Genomic DNA, 22,579 nt, shown 5'->3' with positions numbered 1-22,579 from the left:
GCGTTGTAAAATTCTGCGAAGTTTTAAGCGATCAGCCTGCGTTGCGGGCGATGCGTTCGACTTCCTTGCGAACCTGGGCCTCAACGATGGCGGGCAGGTTGGCGTCCAGCCAGTCCTTCAGCATCGGACGCAGCATTTCGCGGACCATGGCCTCGACCGTGTTGCCGCTCATGAAGTTCATATCGGCGGCCGAAGCGACCGGCGCAGGCTCGGGCTTCTGGAAGCTGGCGGCCAGTCCGGCGAAGGCCGAGGCGGCGCTGGCGGCGGCGCTTTCGCCAACCAGAGCGTCCGTCACAGGCGCGGCGGCGACAGGCTGGGGCTCCGGCTCGGGTGCGGCTTCCGTCGGGAAGGGCGCGGCGTCCGCCACGTCCAGATCGCCGATAGCTTCGGCCGCAGGTGCCTCATAAGGCTCAGTTAATTCAAGCACTTCTTCTTCGACCGGGGCCGGTGCAGGCTCCGGCTCAGAGGCGACCGGCTCAGGCGCCGCCTCGGCTGCCGGGGCCGTTTCGGCCGGGGCGTCGTCTTCAGAGATGATCCGGCGAATCGACGCCAGAATCTCTTCCATCGTCGGTTCCTGGGCGGCTTGTTCGGTCATGTCGGGGCCTCAACCTGGGCGCTTGGTCGAAAAAGGTCGCACGCCGATACGGACAAGGCGGACGACTCCGGGGGGCGCGGGTACAAGACTCGCCTCCCCCTTTCCCTACTGTCGTCGCATCAACGCCCGCCGGAATCAACGGACGTTTTGCGCCCGGCCTGTCAGCCGCGCGGCGCAGTGCGGACGACTTCGCCCTTCAGCTGGCGGTCGACCGGCGCATCCTCGACATCGGTCGCGGGCGTCGTGGCCGGGGCGGCGACGCGGTCGATCGCCTCGATCACGCCATCCCACGGCAGGGCGCCGCGGTTGCGCACGGCGCGATAGTTCTCGGCCGGGTCATAGGCGTCGATCGCCGGGTCGAGGTTCGGCCCGCCCAGACGCCCCATGGCCGCCAGAAGCTGGGCCTGAGCCACATATTCATTGCGACGGGCGCTGGTCAGGGAGACCTCGGCGTTCCGCAGTTCCAGTTCCTGGTTCAGCACGTCCAGCGTGGTGCGCAGGCCCACCTGGGCTTCCTGACGCACGCCCTCTGCGGCGACCGACGCGGCGCGCACAGCCTGTTCGCCCGCCTGGACGCTGGAGCGGGCCGAGGTGCTTTGCGCATAGGCCGAGCTAACCGATTGCAGAACCGTGCGGCGCTGTCCCTCGACGTTGATCTGGGCGGCGTTGGCGCGCTCCAGCGCCTGAGCGACACGCGAACGGTTCAGACCGCCCGTGAACAGCGGCACGGAAACGGTGGCGCCCGCCGTGAAGCTGGTGCGGTCGCCAAGGTCCAGACCCGACAGGTCATTGGACGTGCCGCCGTAAGAGGCGCTCAGACGCGCAGAAGGCAGATATTCCGCCCGCGCCGCCGCCACATTGGCCTCAGCCGCGCGGTGGGCGTGAACAGCCGACAGCACGCCGGGGTTCTCAGCCAGGCCGACATCCATGGCGCTGTCGAAATCACCCGGCAGCCCCGGCAGAACCGGCATGGCCTGCAGGTTGGACGGCGCCTGGCCGACCACGGCGGCATAGGTCGCACGCGACACCGACAGTTGCGCCTGCGCGCCCGCCAGATCGGATTCGGACTGGGCCAGACGGGATTCGGACTGGGCGACGTCGGTGCGGGTGATCTCGCCCACTTCAAAGCGAGCATTCGATTCGTCCAGCTGGCGGCGCAGGACGGCCAGATTTTCCTGACGGATGCGCAGGATCTCCAGATCGCGCGTCACATCGGCATAGGCCTGAATGACCGAGGCCATCACCTGCTGTTCGACCTGACGCAGGTTCTCGCGCCCCGCCATCACATTGGCTTCGGCCGCAGAGATGCCGTGCGTCACCCGCCCGGCGGTCCAGATGTTCTGGCTCAGGCTGATGCTGGCGGTGGCGTTGTCGGTCTCGTCCTTTCCGCCCGTGACGGTGGTGCGGGCCGGCAGAACGCCTGTCGCATCCGGCACGCCGTCGCCATTGGTGTCGATGGGGAAGCTCTGCGCCGGGGTGGTCGTGGTCACGCGATCCGTGCGGGTATGGCTGTAGTTGACGCCCGCCGAGGCGTTCACCGTCGGCCGCAGACCGGCGCGGGCCTGAACGATGCTTTCATCCAGCGCCCGCTGATTCGCCCGTTGCGCCAGCAGCGTCGGGTTGGTGCGATAGGCCAGCGCGATGGCTTCCTGCAGCGACTCGGCCAGAACCGGCGTCGCCCCCATCGTCAATGCGACCAGTGCGACCGAAGCGAGCGCGCGCGAGCGTTTCAACATGAACCTGTCCCTGCCTGACGCCCCCATCCGGCGCGCCTGTAGTGCCTTGTACCGGCGTAGTTGGGGGCTATGAACGCCCGACGCCAGTTAAGTTTTTTTCACGCGGCGCGACACCCCTTCCGTCGCGCCGCCACACGCCTTTTTTAAAGCGCGAACGTCAGTCTCAAAGTGCGAACGCCGGGGCCGGAACCATTTCCGACAGCAGGTCCGGGGCGGCGTCGAACAGTTCACGGCGCGACACGCCCTCACGGCCGCGCACATACAGCACCGCTGCGCCGCTGGCGCCGTCGCGCTCCACCACGGCCAGACGGCCGCCCGGGCGCAGGGCGGCGATCCAGGCGTCAGGCCGCTCGACCACACCGCCCTCGCTGACGATCAGATCATAGCCTTCGCCCTGCGGCTGGCTCAGGGGCGCCGTTACGGTTTCAACACCGGCCTCCGCCAGTGCGGCGCCGACCACCTCGAACACGGCCGCGTCCGATTCCTGTGCCGTCACGCTCAGGCCCATGTGCGCCAGAACCGCAGCCGCATAGGGCGCTGCGATCGCCAGCGCCTTCTCGCCCGTGCGGGCGTCCAGCCCCTGCAACAGCTTGGCCACATCGCGCGGCAGCATCAAACGGCGGTCGCCCGCGATTTCGGGCTCGACATCGGCATAGGCCGAGAAGGTCCGGTCGGCGGCGCAGAATCGCTCGCGCTGCACAGCGCCGATGGCGGCGTGCAGTTGGCGGTCGGTGACGTCGTTCACGCGGACCTGCGAGTCCAGCATCACCTTGCGGGCGGCGGCGAAATCCATAATCCGAAGTCCTTACAGGTCGGCTCAGGCCAAGAAATGTGACGCGCTTATAGGTCCGTGCGTTGCAGCGGACAATCCGATCTGATAGCTGACGGCCCTCGCGATGGCGGGGCCCCTGAAAAATGGGGTCACGGCCTGATGGCGGAGTGGTGACGCAGAGGACTGCAAATCCTTGCACCCGGGTTCGATTCCCGGTCAGGCCTCCATCGCGATGAACATCGGCAAAGCCGCCCTTCGGGGCGGCTTTCCTGTTTCCGGCCCTATCTTTGATCCGCCGTCGACAGATGGTGCAGGGCCACGGCGCTGGTCGCCGCCACGTTCAGCGAATCAAAGCCGCCCACCATACGGATGCCGACAGGACGACAGCGCGCGATGATCTCGCGCGGCAGCCCCGGCCCTTCGCTGCCCAACAGCAGCGCCGTGCGCCTGCCCGGCCTGAACGCCGCCAGCGCCTGTTCCGCCGAGGGCGTCAGCGCCAAAACCTCGAACCCCCTGCCCTGCAGCAGATCGATCATGGCGCCCGCCTCCAGCGCGGTCGCCATCGGCGTCCTCAGAACCGCCCCCACAGAAACGCGGATCGCCTTACGGTAAAAAGGATCACAGCAGGTCTGATCCAACAGCACCGCGCCGGCGCCGAACGCCGACGCATTGCGGAACAGGCCGCCCATATTGTCGTGATTGCCGATTCCGCACGCCACGACGACGACAGCCTGCTCCGGCAAACTGTCCAGCAAGTCGCCCGGCTCTACCGGCTGCGGCTTACGGCCCAGCGCCAATATGCCCCGGTGCAGGTCAAAACCCGCCACGGCGTTCAGCACCGACTGGGACGCCACATAAAGCGGCGCATCGCCCGGCAGGCGCTCCAGCACCTCCCCCAGCGCCTCCAGCCGCTTTTCAGCGATCAGAACCGCCACAGGCGCGCACCGTGACGCTTCGGACGCGAGAACGCGCAGCACGACCTCTCCCTCGGCGATGAACAGGCCCTGCCGACCTGTCAGATCGCGTTCCTTCACATCGCGAAAGGCGGCGATGCGCGGGTCATCCGGGTCGTTCACAGGGATTGGCGTCATGCGGAGCCTTGTAGCGCAGGGCTTTACGAAAAAATTTGGCGATTTCTGCCTTTTACCCGTTGCATGAATCGAAAAGGCGCTGCTATACGCCGGCCTCCCCCGAGGGGATGTTCCGCGGTAGCTCAGTGGTAGAGCAGCCGACTGTTAATCGGCTGGTCGTAGGTTCGAATCCTACCCGCGGAGCCATTTCTCATTTTCGGGCAAATCGCCCGTTTCCCCCTTCTTTGGGAGGGTGGCTTGGGCGATGGTTTCCGACAACAAATCAAACGGTTGACGGAACTTTGCCGTAAGCTCTCCATGGGCCCACGAGCAGTTCGAAAGTACGAGATTCAGCACCCTTCGCTTCTCTGAAGCGGAGGCCCGCTCGAAGAGATCGTGTGCTTCCCGTCCGAGACGGATCAGCGCAATCCCGTTATCGATATACTCGTCATCAGTGCTATGGTGCCGCTCAATGTCCTTCAGGCAACGATCCCGCTCCTCGCGCCATACGATTTGCATCCGGCGATAGAAGTCGTCGGAGATCACCCCGTCGAGTTTGTCTTCGTACATTCGCTCGATGCGAGCCTGTAGCCGATCGGCCTCGCCGCGGAGCCGCTCAATCGCCGCCCTACGCTCGCGGGTTTCATCCTGGAGACTTTCGCGCAAGGCGCGTTGGATCAGTTCAAAAGCAGCATCATCGAATCGCAGTTGCCGCAACAGTCCGGCGAATCGCTGCTCCAGCACCTCCTCGCGGACATACGGCTCGCCGCATTTTCCTTTGAAGCCCGTGCAGTGGTAATAAATGTATCGCTGCTTTTTGATCTCAGCGACCATCGCGCAACCACAATGACCGCACGTCATCATGCCGGTGAACGGAAAGTCGTTTACGCTGGCGCGAATGTTGGCCGCCTTGCGCCCATCTAGGACATCCTGGACCGCGCCCCAAAGGTCCTCGGAAACCAACGGCGCGTGGGAGCCCTGATAGACCTTGTCCAGCCATTCGAAGGCGCCGGTATAAATTCGGTTCCGCAGGATCGTATGGACCGTGCTTACGCCTATGGGAGCGCCACTCTTCCGGTAGGTCAGGCCAGCCTGCCGAGCCTTCTTGGAAACGTCCTTTAGCGAGTATTGGCCCGTAGAATACCACTCATATAGGCGCTGAACGAGCGGACCGAGCGCCGGATCGATGGTGATGATCTTCTTACCGTTCGGACCTTCGACGTTCAGGTAGCCGATCGGTGCGACTGTCGGCCACAGGCCCTGTTCGGCCTTCTCCAACATGCCCTTTCGGGTTTCTTCCGACAGATTGTCGATATAGTTTTTCGCCATCAGCACCTTGATGCCGTGCATGAACTTTTCTGAAGAGCGGGAGTCCTGCGAGAGGACGACGCCCTCTTTTACGAAATGAATTTCGATGTCGAGGTCGTCGACCGTCACCCAATCCTTGAGATTGCGATAGAGTCGGTCGGTCTTTTCGACCAGAAGCGTCCGAACTGTAGGGTGCCGGCGAACGTATTGCAGCATTTCGTTGAAGCTGGTGCGCCCGCTCTTCTTGGCGGTTTCAACGTCGACAAATTCCCGCGCCACCTGAATATCGTTGGCATCGGCGTAGTCTTTCATCAGCTTGGTTTGAGCCGGGATGGAAAATCCTTCCCGATCCTGCTCCTTCGATGAAACACGAGCATACATAACAGCCCGTCTTATCTCGATAACTGGTGCAGAACGCGCGACTTTCCGACTGGCCATATCTGTCTCCCGCTAAGGTCGCCGAGCAAAGGCGATAACGGCGCGGCAACGGCTCAATCCAGAAAAGAGCATCAACAACGCCGGACGCAGAATCCTAGCGACCCAGCAGAACCAATCAAGCAAATAACTCGCAAACCTAAGAATGTTGCTATATATTTCAATTACATACGAAAATTTACTGCAACGCGACACCAGGGCGTGATCCGTCTCATCACTCCTTCTTGCGTGACTTTGGAATAGACCGTCCAGGCTTTGCTCTACGCTTCGAATCCCATTCGATCAGGATACGAAAGAAGTCCGTCAGATCGGCGAGCATCGCCCGCGCCTCGACTTCTGAAACTTCCCCTATCGACTGCTTCTGGAAGTGCGCTTGCGCGTCACGCGCGAGATCCGCGGAAAAGTGGCCGCCGCGCCGCGACGGACGAACGTCTTTCTTCGGGATGGGCGACACAGAGCGGCGGTCAGGGTTCATCGTCCCAATCCCGCATCCGGTGCTGGCGGCTCCAGACCAGCTCGGCGGTGGCGCCGTCCGGCGCTGGAAACAGGGTCGCACGCTTCGGCTCCGACCAGGGGTCGTTCAACCGAACGCGGAGATAGTCTCGCGGATTCTCTCCCCGCGACGTCGCTTTCCAGGCCTCGCCGACGCGCGACCAGCCGAGCATGACGACATAGTCCGGCGAGTTGTCGTTTCGACGGTCGTCGTTCGGAACGAACCTGATTTTCCGGTCGATGAGGAGGGTTTCGATGCGGCCTTCCCAGCCGCCCTGCTTGGTCGGCTTGAACTTTCCGATGACGCCCATCTCAGCCTCCCTTCGCCTTCAGCGCCTTGGCGAACTCCCTGTCGCCGGCGAGGAAGACTTCGAGCATCGCCGGGATAAGGTCCGCGGTTTCGGCTTTGTCGCCGTATGCCTCGCGATAAACGGCGGCGTAGTCGGCCAGCGACCGATGAAGGTCCGGCGTCACGGTGATGGTGAGCTTGATCGGCGTCCGATCAGGCAGTTTGCCGAGCTTCAGCATTGGGTCTCTCCTCTCAGCGGGCCCACGGACGCAGCACGAGATCCTTGTGGACGATCACGCGCAGTGGAAATCCGGGGCGGATGGTGATGGTGGGTTGGACGTCGAGATTCCGGGTGACGATCTGTTGCCCGGCCTGACTGCTGGACTGCTGGGTCGACTCGCGGATGGCCCGGACGAGGTCGCTCTCGCCGTCGATGGTCAGCTCCGTTCCGACCCCGAGCAGGGTGGAAAGCGCGACGCCCTTGAGGAGTCGCCATGTATGGAAATCCACCTTGTCGGCGAGCCCGGCGTAGCCCGCGGCATCCGTCGCAGGGAAGTTGTCGAGCTGAATCGAAGCGCCGTCAGGCAGGATGATGCGCTGCCAGACCAGAAGCGCCCGGCTCTGACCGAAGGCCACGACGCTGTCATAGGCGCCGATCAGCCGCGCGCCTTGTGGGATAAGCAGGATGCGGCCTGACGCGGTGTCATAGACGTTCTCCGTGACCTGGGCGGTGACGAAGCCAGGGAGATCGGAGCGCAGACCCGTGACAAGACTGGCCGCGATGACGCTGCCGGCCATGATCTGATAGGGCGAAGCCGGCTCCTGAATGCGATGCGGGTTGATCGTCGAGGACGGCCCTTGCGCCACGAAATCGATCTTGCGCTGCTGGCCGTTCGGATCGCGTTGGGGATCGATGCCAGGCTGTCCCTCCCCTGCCCCGACGGGCGCGACCGCCGTGACCGCCCCCATCTGGGCGGCTTCTGCCGTGGCGGGAGCCTGACGCGCGAGTTGCACCATCACGCCGGACTCGCGCGCCTGGCCCGCCTGCGCCGCCTGACGCTGACGCCCCGCCTCCAGCGCCTGTTCCTCCGCCGATAGCGGCGGCGCTTCCTCATCGGGGGACGCGCGGCCTCCCACGCGCTCGTCATCAAGGATCGCCCGTCCGAGGTCGCCCGGAAGCGGCGGCCCGAGTTGCGGTATGGAGCCGTAGTCGCCTGGGAGGTCCGCGACGGCGTCGGCGGTTGCGCGGCGATCCGTCACGACCGGCTCGTCAACGGGCTCTGCGACCCGAAGCGTCGCTGGCCCCAGCGCGAGCCAGGCGACGCCGGCGATCACCGCCGCCCCGGCCGCGGCGCCGCCGATTACGACGCTGCGTTTGAACCGGACGATGCGGCGCGGCGCGGCGCGCAAGGTAAAGGCGTCGGGTGACGACTTGGGCGCACCTTCACGAGGCGGGGTCGCCCGGGGCGTGTCGTGCTCGTCGATCATCGCGACGCCCTCCGGCCACGCCGCTGATCGCCATCGGTTCGGGTAATCCGCACGACCTCCTGCGGCGCTTCGCCCATGCGCAGTTCCGCCGCAGCGAACAGCCGGTCGACGATGTAATGGTGTCCGCTTACCCGGTAATTCACGAGTTGGGCGTCGCCGAGCGGGCCGACTACGAACAGCGGCGGCGCCTCGCCCTGATCGAGTCGGGCCGGAAATTCGATATAAACCTTCGCCCCGTCGTCCCAGGCGCGGAGCGGCCGCCACGGCGGCGCATCGCCAGTGATTGCATAGCGGAAGCGCAGGTTCTCGACGGCGACGGCGGGCGCGACGGTCTGCGCCGCCGCAGCCGCATCATTTCGCCTTTGCAGCGCCAGCAACCGGTCTTGCGGATAGGTCCACGAGATGGCCGCCATCGCGGTCGCATCCGTGCTTTCGAGCGCGAGGTGATAGGCGCGACGCGTCGTGGTGATGACCATATTGGTGTGCAGCCCTGCCGCGAAGGGCTTGACCAGGACATGCACCCGCCGATGGTCGCCGGCCCCGCTCACCGTATCGCCGATGACCCAGCGCACAGTGTCGCCGGCGGAGACCGCGATCAGTTCCTCGCCGGGTTGAAGCGCAATGTCGCTGACTCGTTCCGGCGCGGCGTAGAGCCGGTAGAGCGCCCCCTCGGTCCAAGGGTAGACTTGCACGGCGTTGACGTAGCCCGCGCGTGACGGCTCCTGCGTCGCGGCGTGGTTTGCGGCCTCGACGCGGGCCGTGGGCGAGCCGGTCTCGCGGCGCGCGGCAGGCGGAGGCTGGAGTTGGCCCGGCAGCGGCAACGGAATCGGGGTCTCAACGATTTCGACCGGGGTCGGCGGTTCCGCCGCGACGACGGCGAGGTGAAAATCGACGGGGTCATATGCGATGGCAGGCGGAGGGGTCTTCCCCGCGCACGCGGCGAGCGCCAGGGCGGAAACCCCGGCAAGCAGCAAACGGATCACGGCGTATCTCCTTCAGGGGCGGCGATGGGAGGGTTCGGATGCGGCGCCGCTCCGGTCGGCGGCTCCAAGGCCGCGGCGGGCCGAGTTGGCGGCGTCCCACGCGGAAGCATGGATTGAGGCTGCACCGGCGCGCTCGTGTCGAGTTCGCGGGACCAGTCGATCGCGTTGACGAACAGACCAAGAGGGTTTTTGCGAAGCGCGTCCGCCGTTTTCGGCGTGCGAAAGACCGTCGTCAGGATCGCCGTCCAGCGCTCGGTCCTGGCGAGGCTGCCTCGTTCATAGGTCTGCTCGACCCATTTCACCTGGAACGACGAATCCGAGGCGCGCACGACGCTGGTGACCTGCACCGATACGCTGCGCTCGCCGATCATGGCGAACGGGTCGTTGGTGCGGGCGTACTCATTGAGAAACCGCGCTCCGCGGTCCGTGGCGAAGTCGTACGCCTCCAGCCAGTTCTGCTTGACCAACACAGGGTCGGTCGAGACGGAACGGACATTGGCGACGAAGCGCGCGAGGTGCCAGATGATCTGGCCGTCGGTCGGGCGATAGTTCTGGATGGCCGGCGCGACCGACCGCGCCTCGCCGAGCCGATCGACCTCGACCACATAGGGCGCCACGCGGCTCTGGGTCGACTGCCAGACGTTGCCGGTCGCGAGCCCGCCGCTGATGATGAGGCAGCCGAAGGCCATCAGCCGCCAATTGCGGGCCTGAACGCGGGCGGAGCCGATCCGGTCGTCCCACATCTGACCGGCCCGCTGATAGGGCGTTTCCGGCTGCGGCGTCCGGCCATAGCGTTGGATGGGTCGCTTGAATTTCATGCTAGTCGTCCTTCTGACTGAGGTCGGGATTGGCGGGCGCGCCCGGACGGTCGCCGTCCTTCACGGTCTGAGCGGCCATGTGCATTCGGTGGCGGGACGTCTGTTCGCCGCGCATCCGCTGGGCCCACGCCGGGGCGGCCGCCGCGCCGGGACGCGCGCCAGGTGCGGACGGCGGCGCACCGTTCACGGCGTTCCAGGCGGCGTCCCGTCCCTTCTGGGCGCTCTCGCGAAACGGCTGCGAAAGGCGCGAGCTGGCCGACTGCGCGCTCTGCCGCATCGCTCCGCCTGCGGCGCGCGCCATGCCCGCGGCACCCGCGCCCACCGTGGATTTGCCGGCCGCTTCCTGACCAAGCTGATAGGACGCCCGCGCGGCGGACCCCATCGCCGTTCCCGCGCGCAAGCTCGCCATTCCGCCGGATGCGACCGCGCCCAAGGCGCGCGCGCCGATCGCTGCGCCTCCTGCACCGAGGATGGCGGGGCCCGCGACCGTGCCGACCGCCGCGCCCGCCCCGAGTTGCGGCGCGCCGGACACGAGGCCGGAGGCGACGCCGGGACCAAAGATGGCGAGACCGAGCAGGGAAAGGGACGCGAGGACCAGCGTCATCGCGGCGGCCGTATCCGGCTCGCCAGAACCCGCCGCGAGAAACATCTCGAAGAAGCCGGCGCCGATGCCGACGATGACGGCGAGCACCATGACCTTCAGGCCCGACGAGACGACGTTGCCCAGCACCCGTTCGGCGAGGAAGCTCGTCTTGTTGAACAGGGCGAAAGGGACGAGCACGAAGCCCGCCAGCGTCGTCAGCTTGAACTCGACGACCGTCAGGAAGATCTGGATCGCAAGGATGAAGAAGGCGAGCACCACGATCAGCCAGGCGACAAACAGCACGAGGATCGACAGGGCGTTGCCGAACACCTCGGGGAAGCCGACCATGTCCTCGATCGCCGTCAGCATCGGCTTGGCTGCGTCGAACCCGACGGAGGCCAGCTTGCCCGGCTTCAGCAAGTCGTCAGGGCCGATCGTGCCGCCGCCCGCGGTGAGGCCGAGTCCGGCGAAACTGCGAAAGACGATGTCGCTGAGGTGCTGGAAGTTGCCGAGAATGAAGGCGAAGATTCCGACGTAGAGAACCTTTTTCAGGAACCGGCCCAGGACGTCCTTGTCCGCGTCCATCGCCCACCACAGGCCGGCCAGCGTGATGTCTAGCCCGATCAGGATGGTGGTGAGAAACGCGACGTCGCCGCCGAGCAGGCCGAACCCGCTGTCGATGTATTGCGAGAAGGCCGCCAGAAAGCGGTCGATGATGTTGAGGTTCGGGGCCGGGTCCATCATGCGCGGCCTATTGCGGCGTATAGGTGGGGCGAGTCCCGATGAACCGCCGGGTCCGCTCGTGAGCCGCTTCCATGACCTGTCGCTGGCGCGCCTGTTCGATGGCGTCGGCGCGATACTGCGCCGCCATCATCGACTGAAGCTGAAGCTGCTGACGGGCGACGAGCGCCATCAGTTGATTGCCGGCCTGCTGCGCCTGCAAGCCGCCGGTCGCGGCCTGGCTTTGCGCGACGAGATCGGTGAGCAAGGCGCCGTCTGCCCGGACGTTCTCGACGACCTGGGCCTGAACGCGCATCGTCTGGCGATAGCCCTGCAAGGATGACTGGAGCCGGGCGCGCGCCTGCTGGACGATCTGGTCGGTGCTGAGGCTTCGATCGAATGTCTGCGGAAACTGTTCGCGCAGCGCCGCGTCAGTTGCGGCGACGTCGAAGGCGATGCCTTCGGCGCGAGCCATCAGGCCGTCGATGCGCTCGATGGAGCGCGTGAGCTGGTCCAGCGAAGAGAAGTCCAGACGCTGGAGCTGGCGCGCCTGATTCTGCAACATGGTCGCCTGGTTCTGAAGCGCCGTGATCTGGTTGTTGATCTGCTGGAGGGTGCGCGCGGCCGTCAGCACGTTCTGGCTGTAGTTGGTGACGTCAAAAACCTTGAGCTGGGCGTGGGCCGGCGAAACGGGCGCGAGCGCGCCGGCGGCCACGGTCGAGGCCAGAATGGCGGCGATGAGGATGCGGGAATTCATGAGGTCGGCTCCTTCTGCTGGTTGAATGGCTCGGCTGAAGCCGCGCCGGGAAAATCGCTGAGGAGGTCGGCGGCCCAGGCAAGGCCGCGCTCGCGCAGGAAGGCCACGCGGAAAGCCTCGGCCCCCGGTGCTTTCAGAAGGTCGTCGATCCAGGCCTGCGTCGCGGGGTCGGACGCGCCGCAAAGCGCGAGCGCAACCGGGCCGAGAGCGAGTTCGAACAGTCGGTTTCCGCCGCGCGACTGGAGATAATAGTGCCGCTTGGGCGTCGCCCGGGCGATGAGTTCGACCTGACGCTCGTTCAGGCCGAAGCGTTCATAGGCTGCGCGGGACTGCGGCTCGACGGCCCGGTCGTTCGCAAGGAAGATGCGTTGCGGGCAGCTTTCGATGATGGCCGGCGCAATGCTGCTGTCGGCGATGTCGGCCAGCGACTGCGTCGCGAAGACGACGCTGACGTTCTTCTTTCGGAGCGTCTTGAGCCATTCGCGGATGCGTTGGGCGAAGGTCGGATTATCGAGATAGACCCAGGCTTCGTCGAGGATGAGCAGGGTCGGACGACCGTCGAACCGGGATTCCAGGCGATGGAAGAGATAGCTCAGCACCGGCAGCACAAGGCTGGGCGTGTCCATCAGGGTTTCGGTCTCGAAACACAGGACGTCGGCGAGGGTCAGCCGGTTTTCGGCGGCGTCCAGCAGTCGTCCGAACGGCCCTTCCAGCGTCCACGGCGCGAGCGCGGATTTCAACGCCTGGGATTGCAGCAGGATGGACAAGCCGGTCAGGGTGCGCTCTTCGGGCGGCGCGCTGGAAAGGCTTGCCAACGCCGACCAGAGCATCTCCTTCAGCTCGGGCGTCACGATCAGCTTCTCATGGCTGAGAAGTTCGGCGATCCAGTCGGCGGCCCACGCGCGTTCGGCGTTGTCGTCGATGTCGCGGAGCGGCTGGAACGCCAGCGCGTCCCCCTCCCCGAGCGCGATATGGTCGCCGCCCATCGCCAAGGTCGCCGCCCGCGCCGACAGCCCCTTGTCGAAGATATAGACCTGCGATCCGGCGTAGCGGCGAAACTGTAGGGCGAGCAACGCCAACAGCACCGACTTGCCCGCCCCGGTCGGCCCGACGATGAGCATGTGGCCGACGTCGCCGACATGGGTCGACAGCCTGAACGGCGTCGCTCCGCTGGTCTCCGCATAGAGAAGCGGCGGACCGTCGAGGTGGGCGTTTCGAACGGGCCCGGCCCAGACCGCGGACAACGGCATGAGGTGGGCGAGGTTCAGCGTGTGGACGAGCGGCTGACGGACGTTGGCGTAGACATGGCCGGGGAGGCTTCCGAGCCAAGCTTCGACCGCATTGACGGACTCGCGGATGCAGGTGAAGCCGAGCCCGTTGACGATCCGCTCGACGACGCGGACCTTTTCTTCGGCCGCGGCTCGATCGACATCGGACACGGTGACGGTCGTGGTCAGATAGCCGAAGGCGACATGGTCGCCGCCGAGCGCCTGCAGGGCTAGGTCCGCATCGACCACCTTATTGTCGGCATCGGTGTCGGTCAGCGGGACCGGCTCATTGGTCATCACCTCGCGCATCAACTGCGCGATCGACTTGCGCTTGTTGAACCATTGGCGCCGGATTTTGGTCAGCGCCTTGTTCGCCTCGGTCTTGTCGAGACAGATGAAGCGGGTCGCCCAGCGATAGGCGAAGTTCTGATGATTGAGCGCGTCGAGCAGACCGGGACCGGTCGTGTTTGGAAAGCCCAGGATTGTGACGGTCCGCAGATGCTCGTCGCCCAGCATCGGCTCGATGCCGCCCGACAGCGGGGTGTCGACGATAAGGCCGTCCAGATGCATCGGCGTCGACGGCGCGGCGACCGGATGGCGGCGCGTCGAAATCGCGGAATGAAGAAATGACAGCGTCTCCGCATCATCCAGGCCGTGCACCAGGGGCATGAAACCGGAGAGGAGATCGAGGACGCGATCAGTCTCGGCGACGAACGCCCGCAGTTCGTGACGCCAGTCACGACCGACGTCCGGGGTGTCCCGCTCCAGAAGTGCGCGCTCCGCGCGATTGACCTGATCGGCGGGCGGCAGGTAGCAGAACGTAAGGTGATAGCGGCTCTCGAAATGCTGCCCGCGCCGTCCGTCGAAATGCGCCCGCCGCTCCTCGTCCACCAGCCAGGATGCCGCATCGGGAAAGGCGCTGTCGGGATAGCCGAGCGCTTCAGCGCGGACCGCGTCGAAGAACAGCGCCCAGCCTGAGCCGAGACGGCGCAACGCGTTGTTCGCCCGCGCGCAGACCGAAACCAGTTCGGCCTCCGTCGCGGATTCGAGATCGGGACCTCGAAAGCGCAAGGTGCGCTGGAACGCCCCATCCTTGTTGAGGACCACGCCGGGCGCGACCAGGGCCGCCCAGGGCAGATGATCGGCGAGAAGGTCGGCGGTGCGGCGGTATTCTCCCAGGTTCAGCATGACCACCACCCCTTCTGCCGGAGGTGGCGGACGCCGACGGCGGCGAAGTCCGGGTCCCGCTTGGCGGCGAAGACCGCGAGGCTGTGTCCGACGAGCCAGATGATGAGGCCGGCGATCCACTGCTGGAGACCGAGCCCTATCGCGGCGGCGAGCGTCCCGTTGAGGATCGCCACGCCGCGCGGCGCGCCGCCGAGCAGGATCGGCTCGGTCAGCGCGCGATGCAGCGGAACCTCGAAGCCTTCGACACTCATGCGATGAGCGCTCCGCCGCCGAAGGAGAAGAAGGACAGGAAGAAGCTCGAGGCGGCGAAGGCGATCGACAGGCCGAACACGATCTGGATCAGCTTGCGAAAGCCGCCCGAGGTTTCTCCGAACGCCAGGGCGAGCCCGGTCGTGATGATGATGAGGACCGCGACGATCTTGGCGACCGGCCCCTGAACCGACTCCAGCACCTTCTGGAGCGGTTCTTCCCAGGGCATGCCGGAGCCTGCCGCCAGCGCGACCGCCGGAATGAGAAGGACGCTGACCGCGGCGAGGGACAGGGTGGAGCCGGGCGTCTTCGGGGCGACCAGGCGGGCATTCGAGGAACGCGTCATGGGAGTTCTCCTCTGAGAAGGGCCTTGAGCTGAGGGGGATTGAGGTCGGTGACGGCGTAGGCGCCGTCGCTGTCGAGGCCCGTCACCTCGGCGACGGTCTCGATCCGCCGCCCGACGCCCCGACCGCGGATGAAGACGACGAGATCGATGGCCTCGGCGATCAGGCGGCGCGGCACGGTGACGACGCCTTCGGCGACGAGTTGTTCGAGCCGGTAGAGCGCGGCGTGCGCCGAGTTGGCGTGTAGCGTGGCGATCCCGCCCGGATGGCCGGTGTTCCAGGCCTTGAGCATGTCGAGCGCTTCGGCCCCCCGCACCTCCCCGACCACGATCCGATCGGGCCGAAGGCGAAGGGTCGAGCGCACGAGTTCGGCCATGCCGGCGACGCCGGGCCGCGTACGCAGCGGGACGGTGTCCGCCGCCGCGCATTGCAGCTCGCGGGTGTCCTCAATGAGGATGATCCGTTCGTCGAGCCCGGCCATCTCGGCGAGCAGCGCATTTGCGAAAGTCGTCTTCCCGGACGAGGTGCCGCCGGCGATCAGGATGTTCTTGCGATCCACGACCGCACGCCGAAGGACGTCGGCCTGAACCGGCGCGAGCATCCCGTCCGCGATATAGTCGATAAGGCGATGGACCTTCACGGCGGGCTTACGGATCGCGAAACAGGGCGCAGTGGCGATCGGAGGGAGAAGGCCTTCGAACCGTTCGCCGCCGCTCCCGCCGGGCGACGTCGGAAGTTCAGCCGAGACGATGGGCGCGTTAGGATGGACTTCCGCACGGACGTGATCGGCGACGAGACGGACAATCCGTTCAACGTCATGCGGCGTCATCCTCACGCCGGTGTCGATGCGGCCTTCGCCGAGCCGATCCAGCCGCAACGCGCCGTCCGGATTGACCATGATCTCGATGACCACAGGATCGGCCAGTGCTTCGGCGATCGCGGGCCCCATCGCCGTACGCAGCATGGCGCGGCGTCGACCGAAGGTGACGGGGTTGGCGCCGGTCACGCCGCGTCCTCCTGGACGGTCGGCATGTCGCTCGCCTCAGTCCCGGCGATGCGTCGCCCGACCTGATCGATGAATTTCTGGAAGCGTTCGCGCCCGACCGCGCGGGCGGCCGCATCAGGCTCGGGAATCTGCGCGGTGAGGCTGAACTGGAAGCTGAGGAAGAGCGAGACGCTTTCCAGCAGCACGTTCATGTCGCGGGCGAGACGCCGCTGATCCGCCGAGATGCGGTCGAGACGCGGCATCAGCAGGTCGTCGACCTCGCGCATTCCACGGCGACGGAGATGCTCGCGCAGCGCGCCCGCAACGATCGCCGATTTCGACGTCCCCGGTCCACGCGCGAGCCGATCGAGCTCGGCGGTGAGTTCGTCGTCGAGATAAACGTGGTGGCGCGGCTTCATGCCCGTTCCACCGGGGCAGGAAACCGGCTGACTTGGGCGCCTTTGGCACGATTGTTCATGAGTCTCATCCGTCGGCCGTCGCGACGCGCGACGGGTCGACAGCGAAGATCAGGCGAGGCGGCTTAGGCCGTTACCCCTGTTATTCTCACGCAAATGCACGGACGCAGTCGATGACGGCGCTTGTCATCATCCGCATTACTCAACCCTGGCAGCCGCCTGCTGCGACTTCAGCTTTAAGGGCGGATTTCAGGATCGCCTTCGATCGCCTCTGGCCATAGCCTCGGTCATGGGCGGAGGACGTGACCGCTGTCACGAGACGACAGGACGGGACGACGTAGATCTTGTTACCGTCGTTCCTAGATGCGAACGAAACGGCAATGTCGGTATCGGCGAGGCGCATCGCCAAGCGTGGTGCATCTCGTCGTCCCCTTGGGATCGGAGTACGCCAGGAATGCACGACCTAGAAATCGGGCAGCAGATCGTCTCCCTTGCCTGTCGCCTCATTCATCGCGTGAGCGCGCGCGACATTGCTCAGCGCCGTCATCGCGCGCCGATCCAGCGCCGGATCGCCATCGTCCTCGCCGGGCGCAGCCGCGTCGTGAACTTCGGGCTCGCGCATCGCGTCGGCGCCTTCCTCGGCAAGCCCCGGATGTCTTTGCTGTTGAAGACCGCCCTCCTCTGCGATCGCCGCGATCAGGCCGTCCTCATCCGGCGCGGCGAGCGCGACATGCGGTTCGCGCACCTGACCGCCCCAATCGTCGGAACGCGCAGCGGGGCGGTCGGCATAGCCATCGTCCGCGAGTGCGGGAGGGCGCAGAACCCGTGACTTGAAGTTCCGGTCCTCATAGTAGCGCAGCTTCTTCGCCCGGATCGGCGCGAGGCCGGACACCATCACCAACTCGTCGGAAGGCGGAAGCTGCATGATCTCGCCGGGCGTCAACAGCGGGCGCGCCGTCTCCTGCCGGCTGACCATGACATGGCTGAGCCAGGGTGCGAGGCGGTGGCCGGCGTAATTGCGCTGGGCGCGCAGCTCCGTGGCGGTGCCGAGCGCGTCGGATATCCGCTTGGCGGTCCGCTCGTCGTTCGAACTGAAGGCGATGCGTACGTGGCAGTTGTCGAGGATGGCGTTATTTTCGCCATAGGCCTTCGAAATCTGGTTGAGGCTCTGCGCAATCAGATAGGCGCGAATGCCGTAGCCGGCCATGAAGGCGAGCGCCGTCTCGAAGAAGTCCAGCCGGCCGAGGGCGGGAAACTCATCGAGCATCATCAGCAGGTCGTGCCGCCGGCTCTTCTTCGGATCGCCCTCCAGCCGTTCGGTCAGGCGCCGTCCGATCTGGTTGAGGATCAGGCGGACAAGGGGCTTGGTGCGGCTGATGTCGGACGGCGGAATGACGAGGTAGAGCGAGACCGGCGCCGCAGCATCCACGAGGTCGGCGATGCGCCAATCGCAGGCCGAGGTCGTCTCCGCCACAACCGGATCTCGGTAGAGGCCGAGGAACGACATCGCCGTGGACAGAACGCCGGACCGCTCGTTCTCCGACTTGTTCAGCACCTCCCGCGCCGCTGACGCAACGACCGGATGAACGATCGGATTTTCAGGGACGCCGAGATGGTTGGTCTCCATCATCCGGCGCAGGGTATGGGCGAAGCTGCGCTGAGGATCGGACAGGAAGCTGGCGACACGCGCGAGTGTCTTCTCCTCCTCCGCATAGAGGACGTGGAGGATCGCGCCGACCAGAAGGGAGTGGCTGGTTTTCTCCCAGTGGCTGCGCCGTTCGAGCGCCCCTTCCGGATCGACCAGGATGTCGGCGATATTCTGCACATCGCGCACCTCATCGGGGCCTTTACGGACCTCCAGCAGAGGATTGTAGCGCGCGGAGCGGGGATCGGTCGGGTTGAACATCAGGCAATGCGAGAAGCGGGCCCGCCACCCCGCCGTCAGCGTCCAGTTCTCGCCCTTGATGTCATGAATGACCGCCGAACCCGTCCACGACAGAAGGGTGGGCACGACCAGGCCGACGCCCTTGCCCGAGCGGGTGGGCGCGAAGGCCATCACATGCTCAGGACCATCGTGGCGCAGATAGTCGCCGTCCTTGACGCCGAGGAAGACCCCGGACGGCCGCATCAATCCGGCGCGCGCGATCTCGCTGTGCGTGGCCCAGCGCGAGGAGCCGTAGGTCGTCACCTTGCGGTTCTGCCGTGCGCGCAAGAGCGACCCCGCAATAGCGGCGGCGCAGGCCATGAAGCCCGAGCCGCCCGCCAGCAACCCCGCCTTGTTGAAGACATTGGGCGCATAGGCCTCGTAGTGGAACCACCACCCGACCAAAGCCCAGGGCCGATAGATCGGAACGTCGAAAACGACGAACAGCGGGCCGCCGAGTTGCGCCTGATAGCCGAGCATGGCTGCGGCCCACTGCGTCGCGCCCCAAACGCCGAGGATCACGATAGCGAAGCAAATGAAAATCTGACCGAGGAGAAGCTTGGTCGGCGTCATGGCTCGTCTCCGGCGTACACGGAAGCACGCTGATGGGCCAAGCGTCGCGAAAGGGCCCGGAGGCCGTTAGAGCTTTTATCTGCACCCAGGCGCACCGAAGCGTCGGAAACGGCGCGCCGTCATGACCGGAGTGTTCAATCGCGCGCCGTGCCGCTTTGGGAATCAAGGCGCTCGTTCCCCATGAAGGCCAGGCCTTCGGGGAATGGCGTGACCCGAAAGTCCGCGAACCGCGTCTTGAACTTGTCCGAGACGAAGATGTTGTCGACCGCATAGCGCGGCAGCAGTTCCGCAGCGTCGCGCACGCGCGCGCTGAACAGTCCCGCCAGTTGCAATTGCCAGCGCCTAAGCACCCGGTATCGAGGCTCGACGCCGAACTGCTCGGCGGCGAGCTGGACGAATTCGCGATAGGTCGGGCGATGATCATCACTGGGAAGATGCCACGTCTGGCCGTAGGCGTCCGACGTGTTGCCCAGCAGCGCCATAGCCCGGCTCGCGTCGGGCGTATAGATCAGGCTGCGCAAAGTGTCATCGCGCAGGAAGATCCGCGCGGCCTCACCGTGTCTCAAGGGCTCGATGATAGCGCTATTGGTGATGCTCTGCGTCTTCCCCGGTCCATAGAACTCGGGCGCCCGGCAGATCAGGGCGGTCAGCCGCTGTTGCGAAATCGCTTCGAGCAGCGCCTCTGCGATCGCGGCGCGGACGCGACCCTTTTCGCCGTTGGGACGGAATTGGGCGTCCTCTGTCTGCGGCTCGGCGGTCTGCGGATACATGTAGGTGTTGTCGAAGAAGACCAGTCGCGCTTCATGCGCAGCGCAGGCGTCGATGACGTTCTTCATAATGACCGGCCATTGCTCGACCCAGAGCCTGGTGTCCATCGGAAGGCCGGCGGTGAGATAGACGATGTCGGAGCCTTCGACCGCCTGCAGCGTTTCCCCGGCGTCGAGCAAGTTCGCTCGATGGAGTCGATCGGTATCATTGACCTTTTTCGGGTTTCGGCTGACGAGCCGAATGGCGTCGGTGAAGTCGCGTTTGAGACTCCTCGCCAGTTCGTGTCCGATCTGTCCCGAGGCGCCAAGAATGGTTTGCATATCGGTTCCTTAGGCTGCGAGACGTACTGAGGTGACCATGTAACGAACGGCGCTCGCGCAAGTTTGCAACGCAGATTGTCCGACAGAAAAGGAGCGCGCCGATACCATGCTCTTCTCCTTCCCTCATAGCCACGCTTTCCGGGGAGGTCACGTCACGATCGAGGATGACGGCAAATCGGGGTCAGAATGCCTGATCGAATTCGCCGACGGCGTGACCGTCGTCGGGCAGTGGCGGGCCGAGGGCGACGCCATCCGTCTGTCCGTCCCCGACTATCTCACGGCGAAGGGTACACTCGTTCACGCGCGGACCTGGCGCCTTACCCAAGGCGAGGATGATCTCTGGCGCTCGGAACGGGTGTCCTGATCTGAACTTTGGTCGAACTGTTACGTTCGCTCATCCTGCTGGGGGCATTGCGCTTGATCAGGCGTCACCCAATCCTGATCAATCACCTGGCGGGCGACATGCCAGGCTCGGTCGCGCTGGACGCCGATCTCGCTCACCAACGGCGGAACCTCACATTGCGCAGGCACGCCGCGGTGCGCAGGCAAGCCAAGCCAATTGAAACGGAACTGAAGCAAGGGCACGTGCAGGCGTACGCCGCTGTTGGGCAGCGTCAGGTCCCAGCTGTACCCGCTGGTATTCCCCTCGTGGGCGCCGCCGACCTCCTCGCCCACGAAAACTCCTCGCCCGACGTGGTGCAGCATGGAGGCCAGCTCGGCCCCGCCGGAGAAGGTGTAGCCGCCTGCCAGAATGACAAGGCGTCCGTCGAATACGGGCTCGGAAGGCTCCCAATGACTCATCAGCCCCTCGGGAGGGACATTCAGGCGTCGCAGTCGACCACCAGGCAAGACATCCTGCCGGTCGATTTCGTCATCATCGAAGACGGGCCGGGAGAAAACGGCGCCGGTCAGGCTCGTCACCGTCACCTCGCGCGCCCTCGCCTCGACCGCCGCATATTTGTGCAGCGGCTGAGCCACCAGATAGGAAAAAAGAACGCTCTCGTTGGGCTCGGAGCCGCCCCCGTTTTCTCGAAGATCGAGGATCAGGCGCGTGGCCCCTCCGCGTTTTATCTCGGCGAATAGGGTCTGGATCGTCCCGCGGAACGTCTTGCCGGCCTCGCGATAGACGCGGTTCGAGAACGTCGGAACCGAGAGATAGGCGAGCCCTGGTTCAATCCAGTCCAGCGTGGCCACGCGGCTCTCCTCCACCGAGACGCGCTCGCGCCGGGAGAAGGGCGACGCCGCCACGGTCCGTTCGACCACGACGCCGTCCGCCGTCTGATAGGTCACCCGGAAAACTGCCTCATCGCCGCGTCGACGGTTTCGCAACAAGGCATACCGGTCGCCGCCGCCTTCGCGCATCGGCCCCGTGCGAATGTGGCCGTCATGCGGGATCATCGATGTCAGTTCGTCGAGAAGCCTTTCATACCCCTCGCCGTTGATCGCCAACAGGCGCGCCCCGACGGGCAGGTCGGCCGCCTCGCCGTAAGCGCGGCTGATGAAAATCCCGTCGGTGCTCCAGTGGAGATCGAGCGGCAAGCCCCGACCATGCTGTCTTTGCTTCAAGATCGCGTCCTGTGGCGGCGCGACCGAGAGGTGCCCTTCGCCTATATGCCCCATCAGGGGCGCCAGAACGGCGTAGACGCCCATGGCGTCATCGACATGATCGACCTCCGCCAAAGCCGTCGCCTTCGCACGAGCCCAGGTTTCCGGCGTCTGATGCCAATAGATATCGGGCAGCGCAGATTCCACCGCGTCTATGGCCAATTGCACATCTTCTCGCGCATGAGGCGGCGAGAGCGAAGAGATTGGCCGCTCCAAGCCCAGAGCCTGGTGAGCCGACATGAGAGCCGCCGCGACGACAGCGCAACGATAAAGGATTGGCGACATTGAGCCACCCGCTTAGAAGCAAAATACTGCCTGTTTCGTGGAGGCAATATTTTGCCGAGTCAAGTCACCCCCCCCTTCATGACCTTCGTCGCGGAGAACGTCCGCACCCGTCGCGCGAGGGCCGGATTGAACCAGAAGGCGCTGGCGCAGGCGTCAGGCGTGAGTTTGCGGATGATCGGAGCCATCGAGGCGGGCGCCACGAGCGCCAGCACCGCGACCCTTGACCGGATCGGCATCGCGCTCGGCGCAACGCTTTCAGACCTTGTCCGAGATCCGAACACCAGACCCATGATGGAAATCGATCGCTTGGGATGGACGGGCGACCATGGCGGCGAGGGCTTCCTGCGTTGGAGCGTGCCGGTCAGCAAGGAGGTCGAAACCTGGGAATGGCGGCTCGAGCCCGGCGATCGCTATCAAGCCGCCCCCGATCCGGAAGGCTGGCGCGTCATGCTGTTCGTGCTGGAAGGCCGTCTTACGCTCGAACTCGGCGACGATCTGCTTGTGCTGGAACACGCAGGGCACCTCTTTGACAGCGCCCAACGCCATGCCTTCCGGAACGATGGGCAACAAACGGTGCGTTTCTTTCGATGCACAACCTGGTGATCCTG

The 22,579-nt window shown here is 65.4% G+C and carries 23 protein-coding genes and 2 tRNA genes; 4 read left to right on the top strand and 21 right to left on the bottom strand.

The window, feature by feature from the left end; genetic code table 11:
* Positions 1 to 31 precede the first annotated feature (31 nt).
* From ABE454_RS00230 to ABE454_RS00220, 3 genes are all read right to left on the bottom strand, one after another.
* On the bottom strand, positions 32 to 595 hold the full coding sequence (locus ABE454_RS00230; RefSeq protein WP_346527829.1) for a DUF2497 domain-containing protein: 564 nt from the start codon (positions 593 to 595) through the stop codon (positions 32 to 34).
* A gap of 161 nt (positions 596 to 756) precedes the next feature.
* Positions 757 to 2,331, bottom strand: a complete 1,575-nt coding sequence (locus tag ABE454_RS00225; RefSeq protein ID WP_346527826.1) for a TolC family outer membrane protein — start codon at positions 2,329 to 2,331, stop codon at positions 757 to 759.
* A gap of 163 nt (positions 2,332 to 2,494) precedes the next feature.
* Entirely contained in the window at positions 2,495 to 3,124 is a 630-nt protein-coding gene (locus ABE454_RS00220; RefSeq protein ID WP_346527824.1) for a protein-L-isoaspartate O-methyltransferase family protein, read from the bottom strand.
* Between the two features lie 132 nt (positions 3,125 to 3,256).
* On the opposite strand from ABE454_RS00220, the gene ABE454_RS00215 reads away from it, so the two are divergent.
* Positions 3,257 to 3,330 (top strand) — tRNA-Cys (locus tag ABE454_RS00215).
* A gap of 54 nt (positions 3,331 to 3,384) precedes the next feature.
* On the opposite strand, the gene ABE454_RS00210 is transcribed toward ABE454_RS00215, so the two are convergent.
* On the bottom strand, positions 3,385 to 4,194 hold the full coding sequence (locus ABE454_RS00210) for a TrmH family RNA methyltransferase (RefSeq protein WP_346527823.1): 810 nt from the start codon (positions 4,192 to 4,194) through the stop codon (positions 3,385 to 3,387).
* Positions 4,195 to 4,305: 111 nt separating this feature from the next.
* On the opposite strand from ABE454_RS00210, the gene ABE454_RS00205 reads away from it, so the two are divergent.
* Positions 4,306 to 4,380 (top strand) — tRNA-Asn (locus ABE454_RS00205).
* Here the strand turns inward: ABE454_RS00205 and ABE454_RS00200 are convergent.
* The 16 genes from ABE454_RS00200 to ABE454_RS00125 form a co-directional block, all read right to left on the bottom strand.
* Positions 4,366 to 5,919, bottom strand: a complete 1,554-nt coding sequence (locus ABE454_RS00200) for a recombinase family protein (protein ID WP_346508383.1) — start codon at positions 5,917 to 5,919, stop codon at positions 4,366 to 4,368. The genes ABE454_RS00205 and ABE454_RS00200 overlap by 15 nt on opposite strands.
* A gap of 211 nt (positions 5,920 to 6,130) precedes the next feature.
* Positions 6,131 to 6,391, bottom strand: a complete 261-nt coding sequence (locus ABE454_RS00195) for a hypothetical protein (RefSeq protein WP_346527821.1) — start codon at positions 6,389 to 6,391, stop codon at positions 6,131 to 6,133.
* Positions 6,381 to 6,719: a DUF736 domain-containing protein gene (locus tag ABE454_RS00190; protein ID WP_200165114.1), complete on the bottom strand. Its 339-nt coding sequence runs from the start codon at positions 6,717 to 6,719 to the stop codon at positions 6,381 to 6,383. The genes ABE454_RS00195 and ABE454_RS00190 overlap by 11 nt, the downstream gene beginning before the upstream one ends.
* A gap of 1 nt (position 6,720) precedes the next feature.
* Positions 6,721 to 6,936 carry a DUF2274 domain-containing protein gene (locus ABE454_RS00185; protein ID WP_200165115.1) on the bottom strand — a complete coding sequence of 72 codons (216 nt, stop codon included), beginning with the start codon at positions 6,934 to 6,936 and terminating at the stop codon, positions 6,721 to 6,723.
* 13 nt (positions 6,937 to 6,949) lie between these two features.
* Positions 6,950 to 8,185, bottom strand: a complete 1,236-nt coding sequence (locus tag ABE454_RS00180) for a TrbI/VirB10 family protein (protein ID WP_346527819.1) — start codon at positions 8,183 to 8,185, stop codon at positions 6,950 to 6,952.
* Complete coding sequence (trbG, locus tag ABE454_RS00175; RefSeq protein WP_346508379.1) at positions 8,182 to 9,168, bottom strand: P-type conjugative transfer protein TrbG; 987 nt, start codon at positions 9,166 to 9,168, stop codon at positions 8,182 to 8,184. The genes ABE454_RS00180 and trbG overlap by 4 nt, the downstream gene beginning before the upstream one ends.
* Positions 9,165 to 9,986, bottom strand: coding sequence for a conjugal transfer protein TrbF (trbF, locus tag ABE454_RS00170; RefSeq protein WP_430825280.1), 822 nt, complete (start codon positions 9,984 to 9,986; stop codon positions 9,165 to 9,167). The genes trbG and trbF overlap by 4 nt, the downstream gene beginning before the upstream one ends.
* 1 nt (position 9,987) lies before the next feature.
* Complete coding sequence (trbL, locus tag ABE454_RS00165) at positions 9,988 to 11,313, bottom strand: P-type conjugative transfer protein TrbL (RefSeq protein ID WP_430825278.1); 1,326 nt, start codon at positions 11,311 to 11,313, stop codon at positions 9,988 to 9,990.
* A 7-nt stretch (positions 11,314 to 11,320) separates the two neighbouring features.
* Positions 11,321 to 12,046 (bottom strand): P-type conjugative transfer protein TrbJ, encoded by a 726-nt coding sequence (gene trbJ / locus ABE454_RS00160; RefSeq protein ID WP_346527817.1) that lies wholly within the window; start codon positions 12,044 to 12,046, stop codon positions 11,321 to 11,323.
* Complete coding sequence (gene trbE / locus ABE454_RS00155; RefSeq protein ID WP_346527814.1) at positions 12,043 to 14,502, bottom strand: conjugal transfer protein TrbE; 2,460 nt, start codon at positions 14,500 to 14,502, stop codon at positions 12,043 to 12,045. Before trbE ends, trbJ begins: the two co-directional genes overlap by 4 nt.
* On the bottom strand, positions 14,496 to 14,753 hold the full coding sequence (locus tag ABE454_RS00150) for a VirB3 family type IV secretion system protein (protein ID WP_253107885.1): 258 nt from the start codon (positions 14,751 to 14,753) through the stop codon (positions 14,496 to 14,498). Before ABE454_RS00150 ends, trbE begins: the two co-directional genes overlap by 7 nt.
* Positions 14,750 to 15,097: a TrbC/VirB2 family protein gene (locus ABE454_RS00145; RefSeq protein ID WP_346527812.1), complete on the bottom strand. Its 348-nt coding sequence runs from the start codon at positions 15,095 to 15,097 to the stop codon at positions 14,750 to 14,752. The genes ABE454_RS00150 and ABE454_RS00145 overlap by 4 nt, the downstream gene beginning before the upstream one ends.
* Positions 15,094 to 16,059, bottom strand: coding sequence for a P-type conjugative transfer ATPase TrbB (gene trbB, locus ABE454_RS00140; protein WP_346508748.1), 966 nt, complete (start codon positions 16,057 to 16,059; stop codon positions 15,094 to 15,096). Before trbB ends, ABE454_RS00145 begins: the two co-directional genes overlap by 4 nt.
* 38 nt (positions 16,060 to 16,097) lie before the next feature.
* Positions 16,098 to 16,499: a CopG family transcriptional regulator gene (locus tag ABE454_RS00135; protein WP_346527809.1), complete on the bottom strand. Its 402-nt coding sequence runs from the start codon at positions 16,497 to 16,499 to the stop codon at positions 16,098 to 16,100.
* A gap of 460 nt (positions 16,500 to 16,959) precedes the next feature.
* On the bottom strand, positions 16,960 to 18,993 hold the full coding sequence (locus ABE454_RS00130; RefSeq protein WP_346527807.1) for a conjugal transfer protein TraG: 2,034 nt from the start codon (positions 18,991 to 18,993) through the stop codon (positions 16,960 to 16,962).
* Positions 18,994 to 19,127: 134 nt separating this feature from the next.
* Positions 19,128 to 20,081 carry an NAD-dependent epimerase/dehydratase family protein gene (locus tag ABE454_RS00125; RefSeq protein WP_346527806.1) on the bottom strand — a complete coding sequence of 318 codons (954 nt, stop codon included), beginning with the start codon at positions 20,079 to 20,081 and terminating at the stop codon, positions 19,128 to 19,130.
* A 106-nt stretch (positions 20,082 to 20,187) separates the two neighbouring features.
* Here ABE454_RS00125 and ABE454_RS00120 point away from each other — a divergent pair, with 106 nt between their 5' ends.
* Positions 20,188 to 20,445, top strand: a complete 258-nt coding sequence (locus ABE454_RS00120; RefSeq protein WP_346527804.1) for a hypothetical protein — start codon at positions 20,188 to 20,190, stop codon at positions 20,443 to 20,445.
* 20 nt (positions 20,446 to 20,465) lie between these two features.
* Here ABE454_RS00120 and ABE454_RS00115 read toward each other — a convergent pair whose 3' ends face one another.
* On the bottom strand, positions 20,466 to 21,848 hold the full coding sequence (locus tag ABE454_RS00115) for a S41 family peptidase (RefSeq protein ID WP_346508370.1): 1,383 nt from the start codon (positions 21,846 to 21,848) through the stop codon (positions 20,466 to 20,468).
* A 201-nt stretch (positions 21,849 to 22,049) separates the two neighbouring features.
* Between ABE454_RS00115 and ABE454_RS00110 the strand changes: the two genes are divergently transcribed.
* Positions 22,050 to 22,574 carry a helix-turn-helix domain-containing protein gene (locus ABE454_RS00110; RefSeq protein WP_346508369.1) on the top strand — a complete coding sequence of 175 codons (525 nt, stop codon included), beginning with the start codon at positions 22,050 to 22,052 and terminating at the stop codon, positions 22,572 to 22,574.
* Positions 22,575 to 22,579 lie beyond the last annotated feature (5 nt).

Source organism: Brevundimonas diminuta (assembly GCF_039673845.1).
In the GTDB taxonomy this organism is placed as follows: domain Bacteria; phylum Pseudomonadota; class Alphaproteobacteria; order Caulobacterales; family Caulobacteraceae; genus Brevundimonas; species Brevundimonas diminuta_E.
This window is presented reverse-complemented; position numbering and strand designations above follow the sequence as displayed.